This is a genomic window from Desulfonispora thiosulfatigenes DSM 11270 (assembly GCF_900176035.1).
GTDB lineage: Bacteria > Bacillota > Peptococcia > Peptococcales > Desulfonisporaceae > Desulfonispora > Desulfonispora thiosulfatigenes.
The window spans coordinates 1-24,315 of record NZ_FWWT01000005.1; the positions used below are offsets into that span (position 1 = coordinate 1).

Here is a 24,315-nt window from a genome sequence, read left to right on the forward strand (position 1 = left end):
GTATCATTTCTTAAAATAATTACTCCTTCATTTTTCTAACTTTCTTTCTAATGAATTGAACTTTCCCGACCAACCTTCATGATTACCCGTCAACAAAATAAATAGGAGCTAATTTTTTTTAAACCTCTTAATAAGTTTTAAACTTTTGTCTTCATCATATTTTCTCCGATCTATCAAATCCCCCGTAATTACAATAATGTCGGGTGTTTTCTTTTTTTAAAATTTTAATCATATTTTTATTATTATTGCCAAACTTTTTACTATGTAGGTCTGATAGATGAATAATTTTAAAGCCTTTAAAACCTTTTAAAGATTTATTACTATTGATTTTATAATGGCTAATCATTAAACCATTATTTTCATAATATAAAAAACCTATTATAAAAACCACCAATGCTAAGACTAGAATTAGTTTACCTTTAATGGATCTCACCTCATTTTGAAAATCAAAAAGCATCTATCTTGAGGCTAGATGCTTTAATTGTACTATTTCTTTTTGTTAATCTTTTTATCTACGATATTACCTTTATACATATCTTTTTCTTCTATTTTAATTTTATATGCTCTTTCATAACTTTTTAACAAAAATAACTCTTTTTCAGTAATTATAGATATTGATATACCTGTAGCACCCGCTCTTGCTGTTCTTCCTGCTCTATGCAGATAAACGTGAGGGTCTTCTGGAATATCAAGACTGAAAATATAATCTATATCCTTGATATCTAATCCTCTAGCAGCTATATCAGATGCAAGTAAAAGATTAGTTTTGCCAGAACTAAAGTTATTTAAGGCTTTTTTTCGTTCTTCTTTCCCTACATCTCCATATATAGACTCCAACTTTAAACCATGATATTCTAAATTAGCTACTGACATTTCAATATTATAGGCATTATTAATAAAAGCAATTGCCCTTTTTGGATTAAGTGCATGTACTAATTTACGTAAAGTTAATAATTTATCTCTTCTTTCACAAACAAAGTACATATGTGTTATGTTTTCATTTACTATACTTTTTGGATTAATTTTAATTAATTTAAAATCCTTCATTATCTCTTTTGAGACTGTTAACGTTTTTTCGGGTATTGTTGCAGAAAATAGCATTATTTGCCTATCCTTTAACGTAGTCTTTATCACTGCTTTAATATCATTAAGATTATTCTTATCTAGTAATTTGTCGGCTTCATCTATGACAATTGTTTTAACTGTATGAGGCTTAATTTTTTTCAACTTTATTAGTTCTAAGATCCTTACTGCTGAGCCTACAATAATATGTGGTTTTTCATTTTTCAACACTTCTATTTGTCTTTTAATATTTACATTACCTATAATTACAGCTGAAGTAATATTTAAATCTGAATTATCTACTAAAAGTCTTATTTGATTATTAACTTGAATCGCTAGCTCATGAGTAGGAGCTAAAATAATTACTTGATTATCTCTTTTTTCAGCATCAATTTTTTGAAAAATCGGAATTAAATAGGCCAGTGTCTTACCACTACCCGTTTGAGCCTCTCCAATAATATCTTCATTCAAAAGTGCCTCTGGTATTACTTCTTCTTGTATCTTTGTAGGTTTTTCAATTTCTTGTAATTTTAATCCTTTAATTATATTCTGGTCAACACCAATTTCTTCAAACGTTTTATCCATATAATAATATTACTCCTCTATGTGTATAATTTAAATCTTCTCTTGGTTGAATTGTATCCTACTTTAAAAGTCTTTACAAATATAATATAAATAGGATGTATGTTTACTTATTATACCCAAACTTATAAAATTTAAAAACTTTCTGTTATACTTAACCCATTAGATAAAGCATAAAAAAGATGGTCTACTCGACTTTAAATAATCGAATAACCATCTGCAATAAATTTTCCAAAATTCAAATATAACTTAGTTCAAATGTGCGTGTTCAGCTAATCTATTTACCTCTCCTTGAACCTTTTGAGCTATTTCCGCAAGTTCTCCCCCTACTTTAGCTACTTCTTCCATAGCCATAGTTTGGTTTTTGCTTATATCTGTATTTTGTTCTGCTTCACTATCTAATTCTTCTACAGTACTTACAATTTTATTTAAACTATCCCTAATTTCATGAATTTCACTTATTAATCTCACAATAACATCATCACTTGTTTTTAATTTACTATTTGTTTCTGATGCCTTTTTACTAACTTCTAAAACAAGCTGAGTTATTTCATGTAAATTTTCATGAATATCCTTTGTGGCTAAAGCACTTCCTTCAGCTAATTTACGTACTTCTTCCGCTACTACTGCAAAACCTCTACCATTTTCTCCTGCTCTTGCTGCTTCAATTGCAGCATTTAAAGCAAGTAAGTTTGTCTGGTCTGCAATTCCTTTTATTGTATTAACAATATTTACAATACCATCTGCTCTTTTTGATAAAACACTTAAACCTGAAATGGTATTATCCATGGAATCATTTAAGATTTGGATAGATTCTTTGATTATTGCCGTATCATCAACAATTGTTTCTAATTGATCGTCAGTTTCTTTCATACTTTCTTTGAAGTTACCAAGTTTTTTGGTTTGAGACTCTGAGGTACTAGCCACCTGCGTACTCATAGCCAAAGTTTCTTCACTTGAAGCTGCTAATTCTTCACTAATAGAGCCCAGTTGTTGTGATTCTTGACCTAATATATCCATCATGTTCTTTTCGACAGTTACATCTTTTATAACTTCAATTGCACCAATAGTTTTGCCATTTGAATCAAAATAAGGTATATAAGAAATTAAGGTAGGTATTTCCTGATTTTTTTTATCTTTAATATCTACATAAACATCTCTCACAGGATCTTTTCCATTTTTTAAATGTTTTTGCACAACACAATTTTCACCACAAATAGAAGCCTTAAAGACATCATAGCATTTCATTTTGAATGCTTCTTCTTTAGTATAGCCTGTCATTTTTTCCATAAGTGGAGAAAATTCTATGATGTTAAAATCCATATCACGAATATAATAAGGATAAGGCATAGCAATTCGTAATCCATCACATCTTAATTGATCATCAGTTTTCACACGTTTTTCTTTTTCTACTTCAGTCTTTTCTATTTCTTGCTGCTTTCGATTAAAAAACTTCATCTCGTGCACCTCCACAAAACTTTCCTAAACTTTCATCTCTATTTTGTCGCTCATTTTGTTATACAATAAGGTATTATTTTTGCCATTAACCATATATTTACTTTAACATTTAACTATCTATATTCTAGATGCAAAGTAAATAACCCTTTAATTTGTTTTTATTTTTAGCTATAAAAAACCCCTTAAGCTTTAAATTTAGCGTAAGGGGTTAGTTCTTATTTTAAATTATTTAATTCCTGCTGCTATCTTAGCATTATTTTGATGTTGAACATCAATTTTTCCATCTTTATGTCTAGTACTATTTTTAAAATGAAGATCAAAATGACCATCCATTCCATTATTTTTTACCCAATCTAAATTATATCCTGCTCCATATCCTTCACTTCTCCAGGAAGTATGAACTCCACCTGGATCTTTATCATTTCCAGCATGAGGCATACCTGAACAGCTTGCTGCCAGCTTTCTTCCATTATAATGAATTATTACAGGTTTAGCTGCCCATTTAAACTGGCCGCCCCAAATTTCCTTCATAATTTTTGTATCATCCATGCTTAGAGTTTCTAACTCTGCATGATTTGCCCCTGCTGTTCTTTTTACCATAAAAGTTCTACCTGAATTAAAGTCTTCAACCTTTAAAACAGCTCCAATAGGTATTACATATTGAGCCTCTGTCCACCAATCTAAATACTCACCAAATTTTTCTCCTGGAGTTTCTTTTACATCAATATTATAAACTGGTACTTTTAATGTATCACCAATATGTATAACAGAATTTTCGTTTAAATTATTTGCTTTAAGAAAATCCTTAAAAGGAACTTGAAGTTCCATAGCTAATTTCCAAAGAGTATCGCCTTTTTTAACTTTATATGTATTTTCTGTACTTTCATCTTTATTAGGTTTAGGGTTTGTGTTTGTGTTTGTGTTTGTATTTGTATTTGTATCCTTCACAACTTGTCCACTATAATTTTGATTTGGAGTAGACCCTGGTATAGTAATAGTTTGTCCAATATAAAGGATTGTATTTCCTGTGGCTTTATTAGCGTTCATAAGTTCAGTACAACTAATATTAAACCTCTGACTTAATTTCCAAAAAGTATCCCCAGCTTTAATTTCATAATTTTCATTTTGGGCATTTGCTATACCTATACTTCCCGAGAGAACTGTTAAACCAACAACTGATGATAAAATCATTTTTTTAATATTCACACTTTTCCCCTCCAAATTATGTATTTACCAATTTTGCTATACCTATTATACCATTAAACATAGTAAAGTTGTTGCTTAATTTTCCAGATATTACTGGCAAAATAATGTAAAGGCTGTTGAACATAAAGTTCAACAGCCCCTTAATTATCTTAGAATTCTCTTTTTATTGATTGCTTTTTAGCATTTTTATTATGATTTTGTGCTTCTCTAGTTATAGGAGTCTGATAATTACATTTTCTCATTCTTGCTTCTTTGTTATCAGGTTGACTATCTTTAGGCATAATTAACACCCCTTTTCCGCAATTATTAAACAAATATAACAATTAAAAATCTTACAAAATTAGTATTTGCGAAAAGTCTAAGTTTTATGTAATAAAGCTTACTATTTAGTAAGCTTTTCAAATCTCTTTCTATATCCACATTTTTTACATAAAGGTTCTACTACTTCCCTTTGAGAAAAACCATTAACCATATTTAGGGACCTTTTATTATTAATGATTTCTGTGAATTTTTTTTCATAAATATTACCCAAATTAATCACACCATCTGAGTCTAAGCAACATGGGACAACAGTTCCATCTACTAAAATAGCAATTTGACTTCGTAGTCCATAGCAAAAACCTTTTTCGCTTATATCGTTGATACCTAAGTTTGGCCACGTAAATTTGGTTTCTTGACTTAAATAAATAGAGTTTACTAATTTTATTCCTTTACCCGGAGTTACCTTTTCTTCAATTTTAAAAGGCAAATTTAAGGAACTTTGAATATAATTAAGCATAAAGTCATTTTTAGACGATTTATTTTCTACGTTATTAGAGTTATTTAAATTCCACAGCCTAAGTTCGATAATTAAATCTGTTTCTTTAACTGCTCTATGCATGAAATCCAAAATATCTTTAATGTACTTTTCTTTTTCATTGAGGTTATTATTTTCACAGCTTTGTAAAGAAAAACTAATTTGTCTTAAAGCAGGGCTATTTAATAAAATATCCCCTGTTTTTTCTATCAAAGTTCCATTAGTGGTTAAATTTACTTTAAATCCTTCATTATCACTAATCTTAAGTAATTGTTCTAGTTCTGGATGAAGTAATGGTTCTCCTTTTACGTGAAAATAAAGATAATCAGTATATTTATTAATTTGATTTAATATTTTTTTAAAATTATCTATCGTTATATATTCTTGTTTTCTATTCGTTGGGGGACAAAAACTACATTTCAAATTACAGATATTTGTAATCTCTAGATAAATTCTTTTAAACTTTTTCATCAGAACATCCCTTTTCATATCTCGCATATAACGGATATAATTATCTATTTTTTATTTTCTAAAATGAGCTAAATATAATATTGCGGTCTTTATTTTTATCACTTCATTAACTATTATATCATTATTTGAAATTATACACATAAAAAGAGCACCTCCTCATCTTAGATTTTATCTAAGATGGGGGGTGCACTTCGATATAACCTTTTAAATATCTGCTTTCCATAATCCGTGTAAATTACAGTATGCATATACTTCAACATCATCTTTATCACAGGTTACTATTTTTGGCTCATCATTTGGTGAAAGCGCTATTCTTTCAACTGTATCATCTGTTACAACTACTACCCACTCAATAAAATGAGCTTCTGTCATCGGATGTGGTACTGAACTTACATCTACATGAATCTGATTATCCTTTTTAGTTACCACTGGGATATGTTTTTCATAAGCAGCTTCAGTAGTATTAGCTTCTAGCTTAACCATAGGCTGACCACAGCAAACTAATTCTCCTCCACCGTTTTTAATTAACTCTACTATGTTACCACATATTTCACAACGGAAAAAAGATACTTTCGATTTCATATTATTACCACCCTTCTCTTATTATTTTACTAATAATTAAACTTAATAGTTGTCAGCTTTAATTTGAAAAAATGCTTGTGGATGATCACATACTGGACATACTTCTAAAGCTTTTTTACCAACATGAATATGACCACAATTATCACATTTCCACTCTTGTTTTTCTTCTCTTTCAAAAACTTTTCCTTCGTTTAGGTTTTCTAGTAGTTTTAAATATCTTTCTTCATGTTCTTTTTCAATGCGAGCTACTTGTTCAAAAAGATAAGCAATCTTATCGAATCCTTCTTCTTTAGCTTCTTTTGCAAACTTTGCATACATGTCTGTCCATTCGTAGTTTTCACCAGCTGCAGCATCCTTTAAATTCTCTTTTGTATCTGGGATACCATCATGTAAAAGTTTAAACCAAATTTTAGCATGTTCTTTTTCATTATTAGCTGTTTCTAAAAACAAATCAGCTATATGATTAAAACCATCTTTTTTTGCTCTAGAAGCATAATATGTATACTTGTTTCTTGCTTGTGATTCGCCCGCAAAAGCTGCCATTAAATTTGCCTCAGTTCTTGTTCCTTTTAGATCCATTTCTTTTCCCTCCTATAAGTAACTATATAGTATATTTCAACATTCTATTTAAATGTCCTGTTTTTAATTTTAATTATTTAGATTTTAAGGTGTATTAACTGCAACTATACCATAAAAAAATTCCGATAAATTTAGAGTTTTATCTATTTCAAATCCTTCAGAAACTAATAAATCAATAACTTCATTTTTATCAATTCTATCTTGTATAGGGGGACCTTTTTTATCTTGTCCCATTTCCCATTCTATTATCGCTAATTTACCCTTATCTTTTAAAATTCGTTTAATTTCTTTTAAAAAGGTGTTTTTATCTTCAACTTCATGAAGTACATTTACTAGTAATGAAAAACTAGTTGATTTATTTTCTAGCTTTAGCTCATATTCATCAGTCTTAATACCTACAATATTAAAAGACTCAGCTACAGAAGCTCTTCTTTCCACCTCTGAAAGCATTTCATCTGACGTATCCAAAGCATATACCTTATTATTAGGATCAACAATGTTTGCAGCAGATATTGTAAAATAACCAATCCCGCAACCAATATCTGCTACTATATCATCTGTAGACAGCCCTAATATTTTTAATGTATCTAAAGGAGGTAAGTTCTGACGCCTCCACTCATTATCGAGCATATCTTTATTTTTAGATTCAAATTTATGTACCATAATTACCTCCTTGGATAAAAGCATATTCACTAAACTATCAGAAAAAAATTCCAGTTATATCATCTTTAGGCCAACATCTTAAAATAATCTATAACCTCTTTCGCATTACCTTGAAAAACCATTTCCCTGGTACACTTTTTCATTTGATAAGAATACATAGGATCATAGTATTCTTTTAAAAGTATTTCTATCCAATTTCTATGTAAGTCGGGTTTATTAGAACCAATTTGTATTTTAAATGCATCTTCAAATACATTTAAAAGTCTTTTATGACCTTCAACGCCTAATCTTTTCTGCAGCTTATTTATACTTCTAGTGATATAACCAGACCACTCTATAAGCCCTGTTGAATGTCCAAATGTATCTATATAATTAGCTTGTGACATGAGTACATACTCATTAAAGGTAATTTGAACCCGCTCTTCAAAAGGTACATTCAATACCACTAAATTACCCTTTCTAAAAAACTCAAATAACTCTTTTGGTATAAAACAATAACCAATATTTCGTGATTCATCTTCTAATATCATATATTTATGTTTCTCATGTTTATGTGAGATAAGAGCATAAGAAAGATTATTTTCAAAATCAATTTGACTAGGTTGTGGTGTAACATGATTTCCAAATGATGAACCACGATGGTGGGCAATTCCTTCTAAATCAATTGCATTTTTAAGTTCTTTTAGAAGTATTGTTTTACCAGAACCTGTATATCCTCCTAGTAAAATCGGTGTACTTATTTGTTTTTCCGGAGAAAGTTCTTCTATTAAATAATTCCTAAACGCTTTATATCCTCCCTGAAGACGCAGTACATCATTACCAGTAGCTTCTTTTATCCATTTTTGAGTTATTGCAGAACGCTGACCACCTCTAAAACAGTAAATCATAGTATTAGGGTGCTTAGTGATATAAGATGACCAGGCATCTATCCTGGACTTTCTTAAATCTCCAGAGACTAACTGGTGTCCTAATTTTACAGCTTCTTTATTTCCTTTTTCTTTATAACAAATTCCAACTAAATGTCTTTCTTCATCATTCATAAGAGGTAAATTTATTGCATTTAAAAAGGCACCCTTTTCATACTCTATAGGAGCTCTAACATCTATTAGTGGGATTTTTTCTAAGACAATTTTTTCAAAGTCATTATATGTATAATTGCTTAAACTAGATCTATTCATTTGTTAAGGCTGAGATTTCAGCTCCATTACTATACTCTGTTAATTTAATGTTTTCCATATAAATTCTCCTTTATTCAAAACTCATATCCCAAAATCCCATTTCATATCGACATGCTTCTAAAAAGATTGTCATTAACTTTTCTTTTTCTTCTTCGTCAATATCTTTACATATCCTATCCACAAGCTCACAAGACTTAATACTAAAATCTTCGAATCCTTCTCCAGCGTAATCTTCAATCCAAGGATAGTAGTAATTGTCTTTAGCATTATTATTACCATTTTTAATACATTGTTCTTTTAAAGTTTTTCCTATATATTCATAAGTTAGTGTACAAGGAAGCGCAGACATAAAAATCTCTTTAATATCCCCACCCTCTTTAAAGCTTAACATATAATCTAAATATGCTCTATTTGCAGGTTCAATTTTCATATTATCAATCATAAAAACATCAAGATTAAAATCTTTAAGATATCTAATATGCATATTAGTTTCTTCTGCAATTACAACACCTATACATGTATGTAAAAATTGCAAATCTTCTATTCTATCAGATAATAAGAATGCATGTGCATATACCTTACCATAATCCTTTAGATATAATGTGTCTTGTATAAGATACTTTTTAAATTTTTCTTTTTCTAAACTTCCATCCCCTAGTCCCTTAATAAAGGGATGTTTCATGTAATCTTCATAATATTTTTTCACTCTCTGATCTTCAATAATCATTTTAGCAAAACTCATATTTTCACCCTCTTATAATTTTACTAATTCTCTAAATTTATTTAATGGTAACAATGTTAGAACAATTGAACTAGCTAATGCTTCTACTCCATATCCAAGCAAACTATATCCTGCCGCATAATACCAGACATTCATACCCTCTGGTGCAAAATGACCAAAGAAAATTATTCCTGAATAAATACTAAATAAAATAGATATAATTGAAGCAAATATAGCCCCTAAAAACAATTTACTCTTTTTATCAATACCAAAGATAGGAGTAAATGCTATCGCCATCATTCCACCTAAATAATCTAGGGGTATTTGTAATGGGAAAAAGGGTGGAGCAACGACAATTTTGGTAAGTCCAACAACAATACCACAAATTAGCGCTTCTTCCTTTCCGGCTATCACAGCTAGTACCATAATAGGAAGTATAGATAATAAACTACAGCCTCCTCCTTGTGGAAATGGCACTATTTTAATCATGTACAAAACAAGGGTTAATGTTGTAACAACTCCAATTCTCGTTAACCTTCTTGTATCTAATTTAAATCCTTTTAGATTAACACAAGTTATAACACTAAGTACTACTGTGAAAATCACTGCTAAAAAAATTGCTATACTCATTCTATTTTCCCCCTTTTTATAGAAAAATGCAACTTTCTCTGATAAGTTAATTAGAATTTTGCAATAAAAAAAAACGTGCACCTAACTGGTTAGCACGTTTAAAAATACTAATATAACATATTTCCTACGCTGGCATTACCCAGATCAGGTCAGAGGTCAGAAGATACATCTTCTATCTCAGCCGTTTACACAGCTCCCTTATATTTTTCTAAATTATATCTTAAATTTCTAATTTATTCAATATTTTAATAATTATCTGCGATTATCTAATAATATTATTAACTCTCTTTATTAATAATATCTGCCTTAATATAAAAACCGACAGAAGATACAGATATATTTTTTCAGTAAAAAACCTCTTAAAGAATTAACTTTAAGAGGTTTAAATTGACTAGATAACTGTGATGTTTTCAGCTTGAGGACCTTTAGCTCCTTCAACAACGTCAAAAGATACATTTTGACCTTCTTCAAGAGTTTTGAATCCTGTTGAGTTGATTTGTGAAAAATGTGCAAATACGTCTTTACCATCTTCACCTGTAATAAAACCAAAACCTTTTTCTGCGTTAAACCATTTTACTGTACCATTCATATAATAATACCTCCGAAATTTCATTCCTTTAATCCTGTGCAAAAATTATTAGTACTAAAATTCCCGAAATAACAATACCAAATCTAAACTTAGTAAACTCAGAACATATTACATAATAAATATTTACTGCTGAATTAAGGTAAGTTCATTCTATCATGAATTTATATTCTGTGCAAGTATTTTTATGATATTTTTTATTTTTTTTTGCATTTATTTATAATTATATTTTTCAAGTGTAAATTTACAGGTATTTTATTAGTTTAAAACTTTATTATGCGTCTACTTCTAACACTACGGGACAGTGATCACTCCCCATAATTTCTGCATGAATTTGGGCATCTTTTATTTTGTCTTTTAACTTTTCCGAAACTAAAAAATAATCTATTCTCCACCCTACATTTTTTTCTCTTGCTCTTGCCATATAAGACCACCAAGTATAAGCTTCAGTTTTTTCAGGATAAAAAAATCTAAAAGAATCAATGAATCCAGCCTCTAAAAGTTTAGATATTTTATCTCTTTCTTCATCAGAAAACCCTGCATTTTTTCTATTTGTCTTGGGATTTTTTAAGTCGATTTCTGTATGAGCAACATTAAAGTCACCACAAGTTATAACAGGCTTTTGACTATCTAACTTTTGTAAATATGCTTGAAAATCATTTTCCCAATTCATACGATAATCCAATCTTAAAAGCCCTCTTTGCGAATTTGGTGTGTAAACATTTACAAGATAGAAATTAGGAAATTCCATTGTTATAACCCTACCTTCTTGGTCATGTTCTTCTATTCCTATGCCATAAGTCACAGATAAAGGGGTATATTTTGTAAAAATCGCTGTACCAGAATATCCTTTTTTAACTGCATAATTCCAGTATTGTTCATATCCCTCTAACTTTAAATCAATTTGACCTTCTTGTAATTTTGTCTCTTGAATAGAAAATATATCAGCATCTACTTCAGTAAAGTAATCTAAAAATCCTTTTTTAACACAAGCCCTTATACCATTAACATTCCAAGAAACCAATTTCATCTAAAAAACTCCTTATATAAATATTTGAACCGTTTACAAGATATAGTTGAAAACGAGATTATAATAATTTAAAACTATTTAAATTGCAAATTTATTTACAATTTCTTTAAGTTTAGTTGCTAATTCACTTATAGAATTAGTATTTGCAGATACTTCTTCAAAAGAAGCCGTTTGTTCTTGTACTGCAGCAGCTACGTCCTGAGTGCTATTACTGTTTGCTTCAGATATTTCACTTAAAACAACTGAAGCATTTTTAATATTTTCAAATTCTGCTAAGACAATTCCTACTATTTGTTTAATTTCTTCTGATTCTATTAGTGTAGTATTAGAATTTGCTAAAATTAATGATAACTGGTTTTCTAATCCTTCCATAGAATCTTCTTGAATTTTAATTTTAGCTACTAATTCATCCATAGATTGATTAACATCATTACTTTTCATACCCATATTTTTAACTATTTCATTAATATTACTAGCTGATTTATCTGTTTCTTCTGCTAATTTTCTAATTTCGTCAGCTACCACTGAAAAACCTCTTCCATGTTCTCCAGCACGTGCTGCTTCAATTGAGGCATTTAAAGCCAATAAGTTGGTTTGTCCAGAAATATTTTTAATAAGTTCTACAATTTCTCTAATATTTATTGAATAATGATTTAAATCATTAACAACCTGCGAAGCTGATTCAATTGCAGTAATAAAATCAGTTAATTCTTGGGATTGTTTGAATACATATTCATTACCCACCTTTACAGAATGCTCGGTTTCTTTAGAATAACCCAATGTCATATTTGCTTTTTGATTTACATTTTTAAGTTCTACTTGAAGTTTATTTATTAAATCTAGTAACTTCTCTATTTCATTACCTTGAGTAATAGATCCATCTGAAACCTCCTGAGATGAATAAGCAATTGACTCTGTAGATTGAGTTAATTCATGAGTAGTGATAGCAATTGTATTCATATCAGTTGCTATTAAATTCGAAGCCTTAGCAATTTCTTGAACTATTTTATGTATATCATCTATAAAAAGATTAAAATAGTTAGTAAGTGTTCCTATCTCATCTTTACTATTAGTCTTAATTCGTTTAGTTAAATCACCTTGACCTGAGGATAAATCTTTTAATTCATTCATCAAAACTTTAAGTGGTTTTAGAATTCCTTTATTTAACAAAAGTATTGATAGTATACCAATCAGCAAGGCTAATATTAAAAAAACTGAATTAATAGTTTTGGCCGTAAGAACCTTATTTCTTGAATAAAGCGAAAAATCCGTTACTAATTCATTAATTTCTTGTACATATGTATCTATTTCAGTATTAATAATCGCTAAAGATGTTTCATCTTCTTTCTCCATGATATTCATAAAAGCTGGTTTATATCTTTCATCCCACTGATTTTTAATTTTCTCCAAGCTTTTTTTTGTTTCTTCATGTTTTAAGGGTTTTAATCCTAGAGAATCATTTCCATTTTGAATATTATTAATAATATCATCAAAAGTTTTTATTTTTTCACCTAAATCCTTTTTAGCTGTTAGATTATTTTCAAATATAATCATATTTGATACTTGTGCCATTCTAAAAGTGGTAGCCCTTAATCTGCCTGAGAAATTTATAAAACTAGAATCCGATTCAAGCATTTGGTACGTTGAATAGTTGACTGTAACAACCGATAAAACAGTTATTATCATTAGTAGAAAGGTTACTATAATCTTTGTTTTAATTTTCATATAAACCTCCATAATTTAAGTTTTTTATAATAATTTAGTATAGCATATTTAGTAAGCCTTTCCATATTTTCTTGAATAGAAAAAACAAAAGACCACTAGCTTTGCTAGTGACCTTTTAAAAATTTCATTACATATTTTTTATTTTTAAACCTTTTTAAATAATTAACTTATTGAATTAAGTTAATTATTTAGTAACATCCGTAATTAGTACATCTTTAGGTAATTCGAAAATATTTTCAGAAATTTTTTCGGTTTTAATATTTTTATATTCCATAACTACTTTTTTATCACTATCAAGTCCTTCTTCTACCTTTATAGGTAGATTGCTTTTAGTCGAAAACCACATTTTTAAAATTTCTTTTCCATCTTTATTAACTTCAGAGATAACTTTACATTCCTCATCAGCATAAGTAGTAGTTTCTACGATTTTTGCGTTTTCTAAATTTATATTTTTTATATAATCACTTGGTTTTTTAATACTTTCGTTTTCTGGATTTTTTACATTCATTTTTATCGCCATCTTTTTAGTAGGTAAATAAGTATAAGAGATGTTTTTATTCATATCTAAAATGTAAATTATCTCTTCTTCATCAGCCATGAATTGATTTTTAACCCACTTATCCTTTGTCCAATTTTTCCCTTTTGTAACCTCTTCTTCTGAGGTCATGATGAAATCATATGATAAATCCTTGATTTTTTCTGATTTTTCAAAAAGAGTGGCTATTTTTTCTTCTTTGGCACTTCCTTTATCCTTAGATACTGAATCATCCTTATTTCCACAGGCAACGAGGAATGTACTAAGTACTAAAGACAATAAAACTAATAAAGCTATTTTTTTCATATACAACTCCTCCTTAATAAAATAATATTTTCCTAACCTTACATTCAGGTCTTTCATAATTAACTATCCCCACTAATAATAACATATTATTACAAATAAACACATCATTTATTTAGGTAAGTTAAATTGTCTTACATTTTAACATAACTTAACCTCTTATTACTATCTTTATTCTATTTTTTTATTTTTGTCTTTATTTAAAAGAATTTGACTTAATGTCTTGAGATAATATTAAAATGAATAATTTTCTAATATAAGTGAAAAATAGGGTAAGTATTTCTCTTTTAAATTCATGCTTTGGAGGAAAATATGCACATAGATAAAGAATATCCTTTTTCCAAATCACCACAATCATATTGGCTGGCTTCCACCCCTGTAACCAAGTATCCTGCTTTAATGGAAGATGTAAAAGTTGATGTTGCTATCATTGGCGGAGGCATTACAGGCATATCCTGTGCTTATGAGCTTGTTCAAGAGGGTTTAAAAGTTGCCATTTTAGAATCTGATCGGATTTCACAAGGTACAACAGGACATACTACTGCAAAAATAACTTCCCAACATGGTCTAATCTATAACAAAATTAAAAACCAAATTAGTGAAGAATTTGCAAAGCAATATGCTGATGCCAATGAATATGCCCTGTCCTTTATTAGAAAAACTGTAAAAGAACTTGAGATAGAATGTAATTTAACTACCGAATCAGCCTATGTCTTTACGCAGCAAGATGAATATATCCAGGAAATCAACAATGAAATAGCTACCGCTTCTAACCTAGGTCTTAGTGCAAGTTTTGTAAATCAATTACCTTTTAGTTTACCTATTAAGGCAGCTATTCGTTTTGACAATCAAGCTCAGTTTCATCCTCGTAAATATCTTTTAAAGTTAGCACAGGAATGTATAAATAAAGGCGTCCAAATATATGAACAAAGTAGAGTTGTTGATATTATTGAAGGCAGTCCCTATATTTTAACTACTGGTCAAGGGAAAAAATAACCGCTGAAAAGGTTATTATTGCTTCTCATTATCCCTTTTATAACAAAGCCAATCTTTATTTTAGCAGAATCTCTACAGAGAGATCTTATGTAGTAGCAGTTAAAGCTGTGGATAAATATCCTGGAGGAATGTATATTTCAGCCGAGGATCCTACTAGATCCTTAAGAAGCCAAGATACTGAAAATGGAGAACTACTCTTAGTAGGTGGAGAAAATCATAAAACAGGACAAGGTGTTAACACACAAAACCATTATGATTTATTAGTTAATTACTCTAGAAAATTATTTAGCATAGAAGATATTCCCTATCGCTGGTCCACCCAAGACTGTATGACTGTGGATGGACTCCCATACATAGGTCAATATACAGAAAAAACACCCAATATGTATATTGCTACAGGTTATGGAAAATGGGGAATGACTAATGGTACAGCTGCAGGTATGGTTATAAAAGATTTAATAATAAAGGGAGATAGCCCTTGGAAAGATGTCTATAATCCATCACGTCAAACCATTAAAGCTTCTGCAAAAAAATATATTACCGAAAATTATAATGTTGCACGAGAACTTTTAAAGGGTAAACTTTCTCCCCTTCCAAATAAAGTTGAAATTAAACGTGGAGAAGGCAAGGTAATTGAAGCTGATGGACAAAGATGTGGCGCATTTAGAGATACCCTTGGTAAACTCCATATAGTAAATACAACATGTACCCATCTTGGATGTGAATTAACTTGGAATTCAGCTGAAACCTCTTGGGACTGTCCATGTCACGGATCTAGATTTTCCTATAAAGGAGAAGTAATTGAAGGCCCAGCAATTAAACCTTTAGATGCCCGTAATGATGTTAATTTAATTGAACGATTAATTAAAGAGGACTTTTAATTATTTAAATATCTACAGCTAGTTAAGTGTACTTAATTTGAGAAATTAAAGAAGGTCTGTATTTCAAACATTTATTAAAAATGATATGCTCCCCTTATAGTAGACAGTTAAAATAATATACCTGTTTGCTATAGGGGAGTTTTATTATAGGGAAAAAATCTAAGGTATTATTTGAAATAAAAATAACTTTGTTATGTTTTTAGTCCCTTAACTAAAAATTCTATCATGGTTTCAATCTCCTGTTCATCATTCCAGTCTTGGTTAGGGGAAATCAGAAAACGAGTTACAGCATACCCTGCTATTGTACTAAAGATTAATCTCGCTATGGTTTCATAAGGTAATAAAACTATTTCACCCTGCTCCTGAAAATATTCAATTGCGAGTTGTATTTTAGTCATTATTCTTGTTGTTAGGATTTCTTTAACCATCTGTTGTAATTCAAGATGAAAGGAAATTTCGTTAGCAATTATTTTTAAAATAGCTTGATTGTTTTTAATAAATTCAAATCTGTCTTTAATAATTGTACGTAGGAAATCTGCAAAATCCACATACTGTTTTTCCAGTATACTCTCAAAATCCTTTAGAACAATCGGGGCTCCTAAACCTACAATAGTTGGAGAAACTATACTAAAAAGCAAGGCTTTCTTGGTTTTATAATGACGAAAAATAGTACCCTCAGCAACTCCAGCTTTTTGAGCAATTTCACTAGTTGAAGCTCCCGCAAAACCTTTTTCGCTAAAAACAGCTACAGCTGCTTTTAAGATATTTTTTTGTTTTTCTGTAAGATTTTTTTCTGTTTCAAGGTATTGCTGTAAGAGAATACTTAAAGCATTATCACTTAAGTTTTGCATTTAATAGCTCCTTTCATTTTTCCCCTTATTCTAGAGCTTTAAGTCCTAATTTTTCTTTAATATCTTCAAAACTTGCATATATTAAAGGTATAATTATAATAGTTAGAAATGTAGCTGATAACATACCTCCAATAACAGCTATTGCTAAAGGTGAAAACCTTTCAGAACCTAAGGCTAGCTGTAATGCTAATGGAAGCATTCCTACTACATCTGAAAGAGCAGTCATCATTATTGGTCTAAATCTTGTCCTGATAGCTCCTACTATTGCTTCTTCTATATTCATACCTTCTTTTCTTTTATCCTGTATATACCCAATTAAAAGTATAGAATTATTAACAACTGTCCCCGCTAACAAGATAAAACCTAAAAGAACGGGCATAGATATATATTTATTTGCAAGGGCTAAGGCTGGAGCTATACCTATAATTACTAAAGGTATGGCTGACATAATTGTTATTGGATGTAAAAAAGATTTAAACTGGGGAACTAAAATCAAATAAACAAAAATAATCGCCATAGAAAGTAACATAAGCATATCTTTCATGGAATCTGATAAAGCCTCTTGTTCTCCAGTAAGCTTGGCACTATATCCTGTTGGCAAGGGATAATTATCCAGTATTTTATTAATATCTTTAGTTATATGGCTAAAGGGACGATCATGGGTATAACCTAAGATGTCTATATTATACTCTAAATTATCCTTAGTTATAATGTTAAATCTTTTTGTAATATCAATAGATGCAACTTCCCGTAGCGGGACTTTAATTCCAAGAGGAGACTGAATAGCTACATCTAATAGATCATCCACAGACTCTCTATAATCATCCCTATAACTTACTGTTATATCGATATTTTTAGCTTCATCTAAATTCATTGTTGTATTTTTAAGACCTTCTATTGAGCTATATACTTGACTAGCAATAACTCTATTATTAAGACCTAATTCTATGATTCTTTGCTCATTTGTTTTAATATTGAGTTGTTTATTATTCATATCAAAACTCTTATAAACATTAGTCGTGCCTTCTACTTCTTTTATCTTTTCCTCCAAGCCTAGTGCCATTGTATATAATATTTCTTGATCCGGTCCACTTATTTTAATATCTAAAGGAGCTGGAGAAGTCCCTATTGCCGTTCCTCCCTTTTCCTTAACTACAAATCTTTTTATATCTGGAATTTTAGTAATTTTCTTTCTTAATCTTTCTTGAAATTCCCAAATGGTTTCATTTCTTTGTGTTCTATTATTCAAATTAACTGTTATCATCCCTTGATTCGTTCCCATTATTCCAAAATCGCCAAGCTGATTACTTCCTTTTTCATATCCTAGCTGTGAATCATAGCTTATAATATTTTTTCTTTTTCTAACAATTTTTCAATATCCTTAATTGTCTCAGTAGTATCCTTAATGTCAGTTCCATCTTCCATTTCTATTGAAATAAAAGTAGTTCCGCTATCAAATTTAGGAAGCATTTCTACACCATTTGTAATTAAAAATCCTCCACTTAAAACCATTAAGACAATTATGGATATATACGACTTTACCTTATTACCAATAACATACTTTGAAAGTCTTAAATAAAGATTTAACAATTTGTCCATCATTTTATTAAAAGGATTTGTTACTTTACTAATATTTTTTTCTACTTTTGGTAATCTAAATGGATCAAGTAATACTGTTAATAAAGGTATTATAGTTAGTGCTATAATTAATGAAGATAAAATAGCAAATATTATAGTCATTGATAAAGGTCTGAACATCTCCCCTACAAAACCTTTAATAAAGATAAGAGGCACTAGAACAATTAAAGTAGTAGTTGCTCCTGCAATAGTTGGAAGAGCTATTTCATTGGTTCCATCTATAGCTGCTGATACTATATCTTTTCCTAAAACATCCTGGTGTCTTACAATGTTTTCCACAACTACTATAGCTCCATCGACAACAAAACCAATACTCAAAATTAATGCTGAAAGTGTTACTAAATCTAGCTTCATTCCAAATAACTTCATAAGTCCTAAAGTAGCTAAAAATACTAACGGCATCGAGATAGAAACTACTAATGATTGATTTATCTTAGTTATAAACAAAATAATTACAAATACAGTTAAAAGGATAGCCGTGAAAACACTACTACTCATATTATTTACCATTTGCTTCGTAAATGTTGAATCATCCTGAGCTACCTTAAAATCAATAAAGGGATATTTCTCTCTTAATTCTTCAAGCTCTCCTTCTACATTTTTTATCACTGTTTCTGTATTATCATTAGTTTTTTTAGTAATCATTAAAGCAATTGCTTCTTCTCCATTAAATCTATAAGAGCTTTCGAGCTTTTCCGTTGATAAATCTACAGCAGCAATTTCTTCTAAATAAACAAAACCCCCGCCATTTAAAGGAACCATAGTTTTTTTAATATCATCAAGTGTTTGAAAACTTTCTTCAATCCTAATTAAGATATCTTTATTCTCATGAGTAACTTTACCCCCAGGGGCTTTAATATTATTTTGCTTTAAAATTTCAGATACTTGTTCTAGCGAAATCCCATAAGCTACTAACTTATCTTTATCTACTTTTACTTGGATTTCATTATTATAACCTCCAAATAATTCGACAGAAGCAACTCCCTCTAAAAGCTGAAGATCATAAGCAATTTTATCGTCAGCTAATTGCCTAATATCTCGCATACTTAAAGATTTACTATTTAAACTTATGGTCATAATTGGTTTATCAGCTGTACTAAATTTTAAAACCCTTGGTTCCATTATTTGATTTGGTAAGCTTTGTCTAATTCGACTAATGGAGTTTTGAATCTCAATTGCCGCTTCATCTATATTTCTACTATAATCAAATTCTAACTGGATAATTGCTATATTATCTTGGCTAGTTGATTTAACATTTTTAATTCCTTCTAGTTTTCCAAATTCATCTTCCATAGGTTCTACTACATCTGTAACCACATCTTGAGCAGCAGAGCCTGGATACTGGGTTATCACTGTAGCCATCGGTGGATTTGTATCAGGAGATAATTGAGTACTCATTGTGAACCTAGCGTAAAAACCAAAGATAACTATACCTATAATTATAGTTAAAATTAAATATTTGTTTTTAACAGAAAATTTACCTATATTCATAAATTACCCACTCCTTGATAAACAAATATTTTTGCACCATCGTATAATGTAGTTATATTTTTATAGGCAATTTTATCTCCCTTTTTTAAACCCTCTAAAACCTCTACTTTATCTCCTACTTTTAATCCTGTCTTAATTTCTTTTTCAAATACTATTCCATCCTTTTCTACATAAACAATTTTTTTATTTTGTAATTCTTTAATAAAGGCACTCTCTATTAATATTTCTTCTTTTAGATCCTCATTAAGGATAAATCTTACCTTTTTACTAGCGCCCATTTTTAAGTCTTTTTTATCTTTTAGAGAAAAGGAAACTTCTACTTCACCTAACTTGGTAAGAGGATTAACACTTGGCAATATATTGGTAATATTTCCTTCAATATGGTATTTATTAAGATCGCTTTCAATAATAGCGCTTGTTCCTAACTTAAGCTTAGCTAAATCTACTTCGCCTACATTTACTTTAACTATCAGATTATCTAAATCATCAATAATTGCTAAAGGTTTTCCCATCATAGCTAAATCACCTTCATTGTAGTTAATTAACCTGATTCTGCCACTTATAGGTGCTGTTATCACTGTTTCCTGAACATTCAAATTTAATTCATTGGTTAGAGCATCTATTTCTTTTATTTGGGTTGTTACCATATTTTCTTCATGAATAAGTTTATTATATGAATTCTCCGAGGTTGCTTTTAATTCTTTTAGCTGAATTGCCATTACCTCTTGTTCATGAACTACTTCATCATAAGAATTTTTCGGAATAGCTCCATTTTCATAGAGAACTTTTTGTTTTTCTACTTGAGTACTTAAAAAGTCATAATTACTTTGTAAAGCTTCTATTTTCTTAACTAGTGGATTTTTTTCGTAATAATTATTAATTTCTTTATTTAAATAATTACGATTAACTTGTAATGTTTCTTTCTTATGCATAGTAGTATCTACTTTAGCGCTAAGCTGCTTGTCATTTAAACTTGCAATAACATTTCCTTTACTCACAAAATCTCCTTCTTTAAACTTTAACTGGCTTACCTCCGAAGTTATTTTAGGGGAAATGGCAACTGCATTTTTACTTTCGATTATTCCCACATAACTTATTTCGTCCCTTAGTTCTCCTGTAGCAACTTCCATAATAGCTGTAGGTATGCCTAAGTCATTTTCTTCTGCAACTATCAACGATTTTCTTTGGTTTATTTTTTTTACAGAGACAATACCAGTAATTATGATTCCTACTATAATAATTACTATCAATATCTTTCTTTTTTTCAGCATAATAACTATTCCCCTTTACCAATATTTTAGCGTAAATCAAAAGTTTACAATCAATACATCCACAATGAGTGATTACTCACTTTATATTAACTTAAAATATTTCCTGTGTAAAGCAAGAATAAATAAGTTTAGTTTTAATAAAAAAAGGTTCATTAAAGTATAGATTATCTCCTTTAATGAACCTTAGATTTATATCAAATTATGTTTGTAAATTATTTTATATAATTAACTAGGTTTTCTTTTCTTTGAGGTGCTTTTGCGGATTGATGTTTTTTCTTTCCTAAAGCAACTGCATGTATTTGTCTATAACCTTCGGGTAGTTCTAATTCTTTTAGAAAGCCTTTGCCTTCTTCACTATTTAATAAAAGAGCGATAAATCCTATCCAGCAGGATCCAATGTCTAATGATTCTGCTTGAATCAGCATATTTTGAGTAGCTGCTGCACAGTCCACAGGAGCCTTTGGATTTTTTTCATCTCCTGAAATAAATATTACTGTTGGTGCGTTATAAAACACATGAAAGTTTTCGCTATTTCCTACATTTTTTTACATGAGGATGCTCAGATTTTTTTGCTAATTCTTTAAAACTAAGATTCATGCGATCTAGTAAATCCTTGTTTTGTACAACGGTAAAATACCAAGGTTGCTGATTTACTGCACTTGGTGCATAAATACCTGCCTCCAAAATAGCCTCTAATTCTGCTTGTTCAATCTGCTCAGGCAGAAAAACTCTAGTGCTTCTTCTAGATTTAATTATTTGTAAAGTATCATTCATTTAAATCTCTCCTTTACTATATTTTTACCATAATTTATATTAACATATAATCACCTACTATATTTATCAACATTTATTGCTAAAATAATACTAATTAAATCAAGCAAATTTCTCCTTCTAAACAAATCAAAATTAAAGGTGGGATACTGTGAATAAAATGAAAATTTTAATTATCGATGATGAAGAACGTATCCGTGAAATGATTAAAGAATATCTTAGTCAAGAAGAATTTGATGTTAATGAAGCATCTAATGGTTTAGATGGTCTTGAGCTTATTAAACAAAATGATTATTCTCTGATAATTTTAGATGTAATGATGCCTAAAATGGATGGCTGGAGTACCTGTAGAGAAATTCGTAAAATATCAAAAGTGCCAATCATTATGCTCTCAGCTCGCGGAGAAGAATATGATAAACTTTTTGGTTTTGAATTAGGTGTTGACGATTATATAGTGAAGCCCTTTAGTCCTAAAGAACTACTTGCTCGTATGAATGCAATCATAAGAAGAAGCTCCTTAACACAGGAAAATAAATCACTTGAAAATAAATTTAAGGCCGAAGGACTTGTAGTAGAATTTGATTCCCGAAATGTCTATGTAGATGAAAATTTAATTAGTCTTACCCCCAAGGAGTATGAATTATTAAACTTTTTTGTCCAAAACACTAATATGGTATTTTCTAGAGAACAACTCTTAACTTCTGTCTGGGGATATGATTTTATGGGAGACTTTCGGACAGTAGATACTCATATTAAAATGCTTAGAGACAGTCTGAAATCTTATCGTAAATTTATTAAAACAGTATGGGGTACGGGCTATAAATTTGAAACTGGAGAAAAAAAATGAAAAGTATTCGCATAAAACTTTGGGCTGGAATGATGATTCTTGTTGTGGTCATGCTTATTTTATTATGGCTTTTTCAAATTGTTTTTTTAGAAAAATTTTATACTGATATGAGAGTCAAAGAAATAAAAAATGCAGGTTATTCTATTATTAACGAATTAGAAAATAATAATATACAGGGAATTGGAGATAAATTAGACCTTTTTACCTATAATAATAATTTAAGTCTTGAAATTATTGATGCTACCGGAAATACTATCTATAAAAGTACAGGAATGAATAATAATTTTTCCATGATGATGCATCACAATATGCACCAGGAAAATTTCAAAAAAATTATTATAGGTGAAGAAATAGCAATTTTACAAACCCATCCTCGTTTTGGAAATAAATTCATGCAAATAGGGTTGCCTATACAAATATCTGGTAATATCCAAGGAGCACTTTATATTAACATGCCCCTAGCCCCTGTTGAAGATACTGCTTTAATTTTAAAAAAGCAATTTCTCTACATATCGATTATATTATTTTTAGTAGCCTTGATTCTTTCTTTTATCATAGCTAATAACTTTCTTAAACCCATCTTAAAAATCAAAAAAACAGCAAAAAAAATGGCTTCTGGTGATTTTTCGGATCGCATAATATCTTATAGTCAAGATGAGATTGGTCAATTAGCGGAAACCATAAACTACATGGGTCAAGAATTAGCTAAAATTGAAGAACTTCGCAAAGAACTCATTGCTAATATGTCCCATGAATTACGAACTCCTTTAAGTATAATCAGAGGTTATGCTGAAACAATTCGGGATATCACAGGTAATACTCCTGTTAAGCGTGAAAAACACTTAGAAATTATTATTGAAGAATCAGAACGCCTAAGTAAAATGGTTGATGATATTCTTAATTTATCGCAAATGCAAGCGGGATACCTTGACTTAAATTTGCAGAAAACCTCCTTAAATTATTTATTAAATCGGATTCTTAATAAGTATGAACTTTTAAGTGAAAAAACAGGTATAACCATTTCTGCTCATTGCCCAGCTAAATTAGATCTAATAATTGATGAAACTAGAATTGAGCAAGTTTTTTATAACCTTATCAATAATGCTTTTAATCATACAAATGAAAATGGTCAGATTTCTATCCTTGTTGCTAACTATAATGATTTTATTAGGATAGAAATTAAGGATACTGGAGAAGGTATATCTGAGCAAAATCTTGTGCATATCTGGGATAGGTATTATAAGGGAGATAAAACTAATGAGGCTAAAATGGCGGGAACAGGACTTGGACTAGCTATTGTTAAAAACATCTTAGAAGCACATCATGCTTTATATGGGGTTACAAGTAAAAAAGGTGAGGGTACTACATTTTGGTTTGAACTAAAAAATAAAAATCTTTAATAATTTACTCTTTTTTCAAGCTTCTATCATACTTCTATCACATTTAATAATTATAATAGCAC

Annotated in this window: 24 protein-coding genes, 1 pseudogene and 1 riboswitch; of the genes and pseudogenes, 3 read left to right on the plus strand and 22 right to left on the minus strand. The window is 29.7% G+C overall.

Going from position 1 to position 24,315, the window contains the following annotated elements; translation table 11 throughout:
- Nucleotides 1–154 precede the first annotated feature (154 nt).
- The 16 genes from B8965_RS00035 to B8965_RS00105 all read right to left on the minus strand — a co-directional run bounded on the left by B8965_RS00035 (nucleotide 155) and on the right by B8965_RS00105 (nucleotide 14,110).
- Nucleotides 155–457 carry a hypothetical protein gene (locus tag B8965_RS00035; RefSeq protein WP_084051824.1) on the minus strand — a complete coding sequence of 101 codons (303 nt, stop codon included), beginning with the start codon at nucleotides 455–457 and terminating at the stop codon, nucleotides 155–157.
- A gap of 29 nt (nucleotides 458–486) precedes the next feature.
- The gene (locus tag B8965_RS00040; RefSeq protein WP_084051825.1) at nucleotides 487–1,647 is read right to left on the minus strand and encodes a DEAD/DEAH box helicase; all 1,161 of its coding nucleotides are present in this window, start codon (nucleotides 1,645–1,647) and stop codon (nucleotides 487–489) included.
- A 246-nt stretch (nucleotides 1,648–1,893) separates the two neighbouring features.
- Nucleotides 1,894–3,102: a methyl-accepting chemotaxis protein gene (locus B8965_RS00045; protein ID WP_084051826.1), complete on the minus strand. Its 1,209-nt coding sequence runs from the start codon at nucleotides 3,100–3,102 to the stop codon at nucleotides 1,894–1,896.
- Between the two features lie 225 nt (nucleotides 3,103–3,327).
- Nucleotides 3,328–4,308: a LysM peptidoglycan-binding domain-containing protein gene (locus tag B8965_RS00050; protein ID WP_084051827.1), complete on the minus strand. Its 981-nt coding sequence runs from the start codon at nucleotides 4,306–4,308 to the stop codon at nucleotides 3,328–3,330.
- Between the two features lie 149 nt (nucleotides 4,309–4,457).
- Nucleotides 4,458–4,589: a hypothetical protein gene (locus tag B8965_RS12835; RefSeq protein ID WP_278336301.1), complete on the minus strand. Its 132-nt coding sequence runs from the start codon at nucleotides 4,587–4,589 to the stop codon at nucleotides 4,458–4,460.
- Nucleotides 4,590–4,690: 101 nt separating this feature from the next.
- Complete coding sequence (locus B8965_RS00055) at nucleotides 4,691–5,575, minus strand: radical SAM/SPASM domain-containing protein (protein ID WP_084051828.1); 885 nt, start codon at nucleotides 5,573–5,575, stop codon at nucleotides 4,691–4,693.
- A gap of 204 nt (nucleotides 5,576–5,779) precedes the next feature.
- The gene (locus B8965_RS00060) at nucleotides 5,780–6,157 is read right to left on the minus strand and encodes a desulfoferrodoxin (RefSeq protein WP_084051829.1); all 378 of its coding nucleotides are present in this window, start codon (nucleotides 6,155–6,157) and stop codon (nucleotides 5,780–5,782) included.
- A 42-nt stretch (nucleotides 6,158–6,199) separates the two neighbouring features.
- Nucleotides 6,200–6,736 (minus strand): rubrerythrin, encoded by a 537-nt coding sequence (rbr, locus tag B8965_RS00065; protein ID WP_084051830.1) that lies wholly within the window; start codon nucleotides 6,734–6,736, stop codon nucleotides 6,200–6,202.
- 84 nt (nucleotides 6,737–6,820) lie between these two features.
- On the minus strand, nucleotides 6,821–7,399 hold the full coding sequence (locus B8965_RS00070; RefSeq protein ID WP_084051831.1) for a class I SAM-dependent methyltransferase: 579 nt from the start codon (nucleotides 7,397–7,399) through the stop codon (nucleotides 6,821–6,823).
- A 65-nt stretch (nucleotides 7,400–7,464) separates the two neighbouring features.
- Nucleotides 7,465–8,577 carry a tRNA 2-selenouridine(34) synthase MnmH gene (mnmH, locus tag B8965_RS00075; protein ID WP_084051832.1) on the minus strand — a complete coding sequence of 371 codons (1,113 nt, stop codon included), beginning with the start codon at nucleotides 8,575–8,577 and terminating at the stop codon, nucleotides 7,465–7,467.
- 70 nt (nucleotides 8,578–8,647) lie between these two features.
- Nucleotides 8,648–9,319 (minus strand): thiaminase II, encoded by a 672-nt coding sequence (tenA, locus tag B8965_RS00080; RefSeq protein ID WP_084051833.1) that lies wholly within the window; start codon nucleotides 9,317–9,319, stop codon nucleotides 8,648–8,650.
- Between the two features lie 12 nt (nucleotides 9,320–9,331).
- Entirely contained in the window at nucleotides 9,332–9,928 is a 597-nt protein-coding gene (locus tag B8965_RS00085) for an energy-coupled thiamine transporter ThiT (RefSeq protein WP_084051834.1), read from the minus strand.
- A gap of 104 nt (nucleotides 9,929–10,032) precedes the next feature.
- A riboswitch (TPP riboswitch) is annotated at nucleotides 10,033–10,138 on the minus strand.
- A gap of 181 nt (nucleotides 10,139–10,319) precedes the next feature.
- Nucleotides 10,320–10,517 carry a cold shock domain-containing protein gene (locus tag B8965_RS00090; RefSeq protein ID WP_084051835.1) on the minus strand — a complete coding sequence of 66 codons (198 nt, stop codon included), beginning with the start codon at nucleotides 10,515–10,517 and terminating at the stop codon, nucleotides 10,320–10,322.
- Nucleotides 10,518–10,788: 271 nt separating this feature from the next.
- Nucleotides 10,789–11,544: an exodeoxyribonuclease III gene (locus B8965_RS00095; RefSeq protein ID WP_084051836.1), complete on the minus strand. Its 756-nt coding sequence runs from the start codon at nucleotides 11,542–11,544 to the stop codon at nucleotides 10,789–10,791.
- Nucleotides 11,545–11,622: 78 nt separating this feature from the next.
- Nucleotides 11,623–13,269, minus strand: coding sequence for a methyl-accepting chemotaxis protein (locus B8965_RS00100; RefSeq protein WP_159446224.1), 1,647 nt, complete (start codon nucleotides 13,267–13,269; stop codon nucleotides 11,623–11,625).
- A gap of 184 nt (nucleotides 13,270–13,453) precedes the next feature.
- Nucleotides 13,454–14,110, minus strand: a complete 657-nt coding sequence (locus B8965_RS00105; RefSeq protein WP_084051838.1) for a hypothetical protein — start codon at nucleotides 14,108–14,110, stop codon at nucleotides 13,454–13,456.
- 309 nt (nucleotides 14,111–14,419) lie between these two features.
- Between B8965_RS00105 and B8965_RS00110 the strand changes: the two are divergent.
- Nucleotides 14,420–15,984, plus strand: a pseudogene (locus tag B8965_RS00110) (FAD-dependent oxidoreductase).
- Between the two features lie 191 nt (nucleotides 15,985–16,175).
- Here the strand turns inward: B8965_RS00110 and B8965_RS00115 are convergent.
- The 6 genes from B8965_RS00115 to B8965_RS12855 form a co-directional block, all read right to left on the minus strand.
- Nucleotides 16,176–16,835, minus strand: coding sequence for a TetR/AcrR family transcriptional regulator (locus B8965_RS00115; protein ID WP_084051839.1), 660 nt, complete (start codon nucleotides 16,833–16,835; stop codon nucleotides 16,176–16,178).
- Between the two features lie 25 nt (nucleotides 16,836–16,860).
- Nucleotides 16,861–18,117 carry an efflux RND transporter permease subunit gene (locus tag B8965_RS12840; RefSeq protein ID WP_084051840.1) on the minus strand — a complete coding sequence of 419 codons (1,257 nt, stop codon included), beginning with the start codon at nucleotides 18,115–18,117 and terminating at the stop codon, nucleotides 16,861–16,863.
- Between the two features lie 59 nt (nucleotides 18,118–18,176).
- The gene (locus B8965_RS12845; RefSeq protein WP_084051841.1) at nucleotides 18,177–19,964 is read right to left on the minus strand and encodes an efflux RND transporter permease subunit; all 1,788 of its coding nucleotides are present in this window, start codon (nucleotides 19,962–19,964) and stop codon (nucleotides 18,177–18,179) included.
- Nucleotides 19,961–21,235: an efflux RND transporter periplasmic adaptor subunit gene (locus B8965_RS00130; protein ID WP_084051842.1), complete on the minus strand. Its 1,275-nt coding sequence runs from the start codon at nucleotides 21,233–21,235 to the stop codon at nucleotides 19,961–19,963. Before B8965_RS00130 ends, B8965_RS12845 begins: the two co-directional genes overlap by 4 nt.
- A 212-nt stretch (nucleotides 21,236–21,447) precedes the next feature.
- On the minus strand, nucleotides 21,448–21,750 hold the full coding sequence (locus B8965_RS12850; protein ID WP_278336302.1) for a nitroreductase family protein: 303 nt from the start codon (nucleotides 21,748–21,750) through the stop codon (nucleotides 21,448–21,450).
- Between the two features lie 13 nt (nucleotides 21,751–21,763).
- Entirely contained in the window at nucleotides 21,764–22,009 is a 246-nt protein-coding gene (locus B8965_RS12855; protein WP_278336303.1) for a nitroreductase family protein, read from the minus strand.
- Nucleotides 22,010–22,166: 157 nt separating this feature from the next.
- Between B8965_RS12855 and B8965_RS00140 the strand changes: the two genes are divergently transcribed.
- Together B8965_RS00140 and B8965_RS00145 are read left to right on the plus strand one after the other, a co-directional pair.
- Nucleotides 22,167–22,853, plus strand: a complete 687-nt coding sequence (locus B8965_RS00140) for a response regulator transcription factor (RefSeq protein ID WP_084051993.1) — start codon at nucleotides 22,167–22,169, stop codon at nucleotides 22,851–22,853.
- On the plus strand, nucleotides 22,850–24,253 hold the full coding sequence (locus B8965_RS00145) for a sensor histidine kinase (protein ID WP_084051843.1): 1,404 nt from the start codon (nucleotides 22,850–22,852) through the stop codon (nucleotides 24,251–24,253). Before B8965_RS00140 ends, B8965_RS00145 begins: the two co-directional genes overlap by 4 nt.
- The last annotated feature ends 62 nt before the right edge of the window (nucleotides 24,254–24,315 follow it).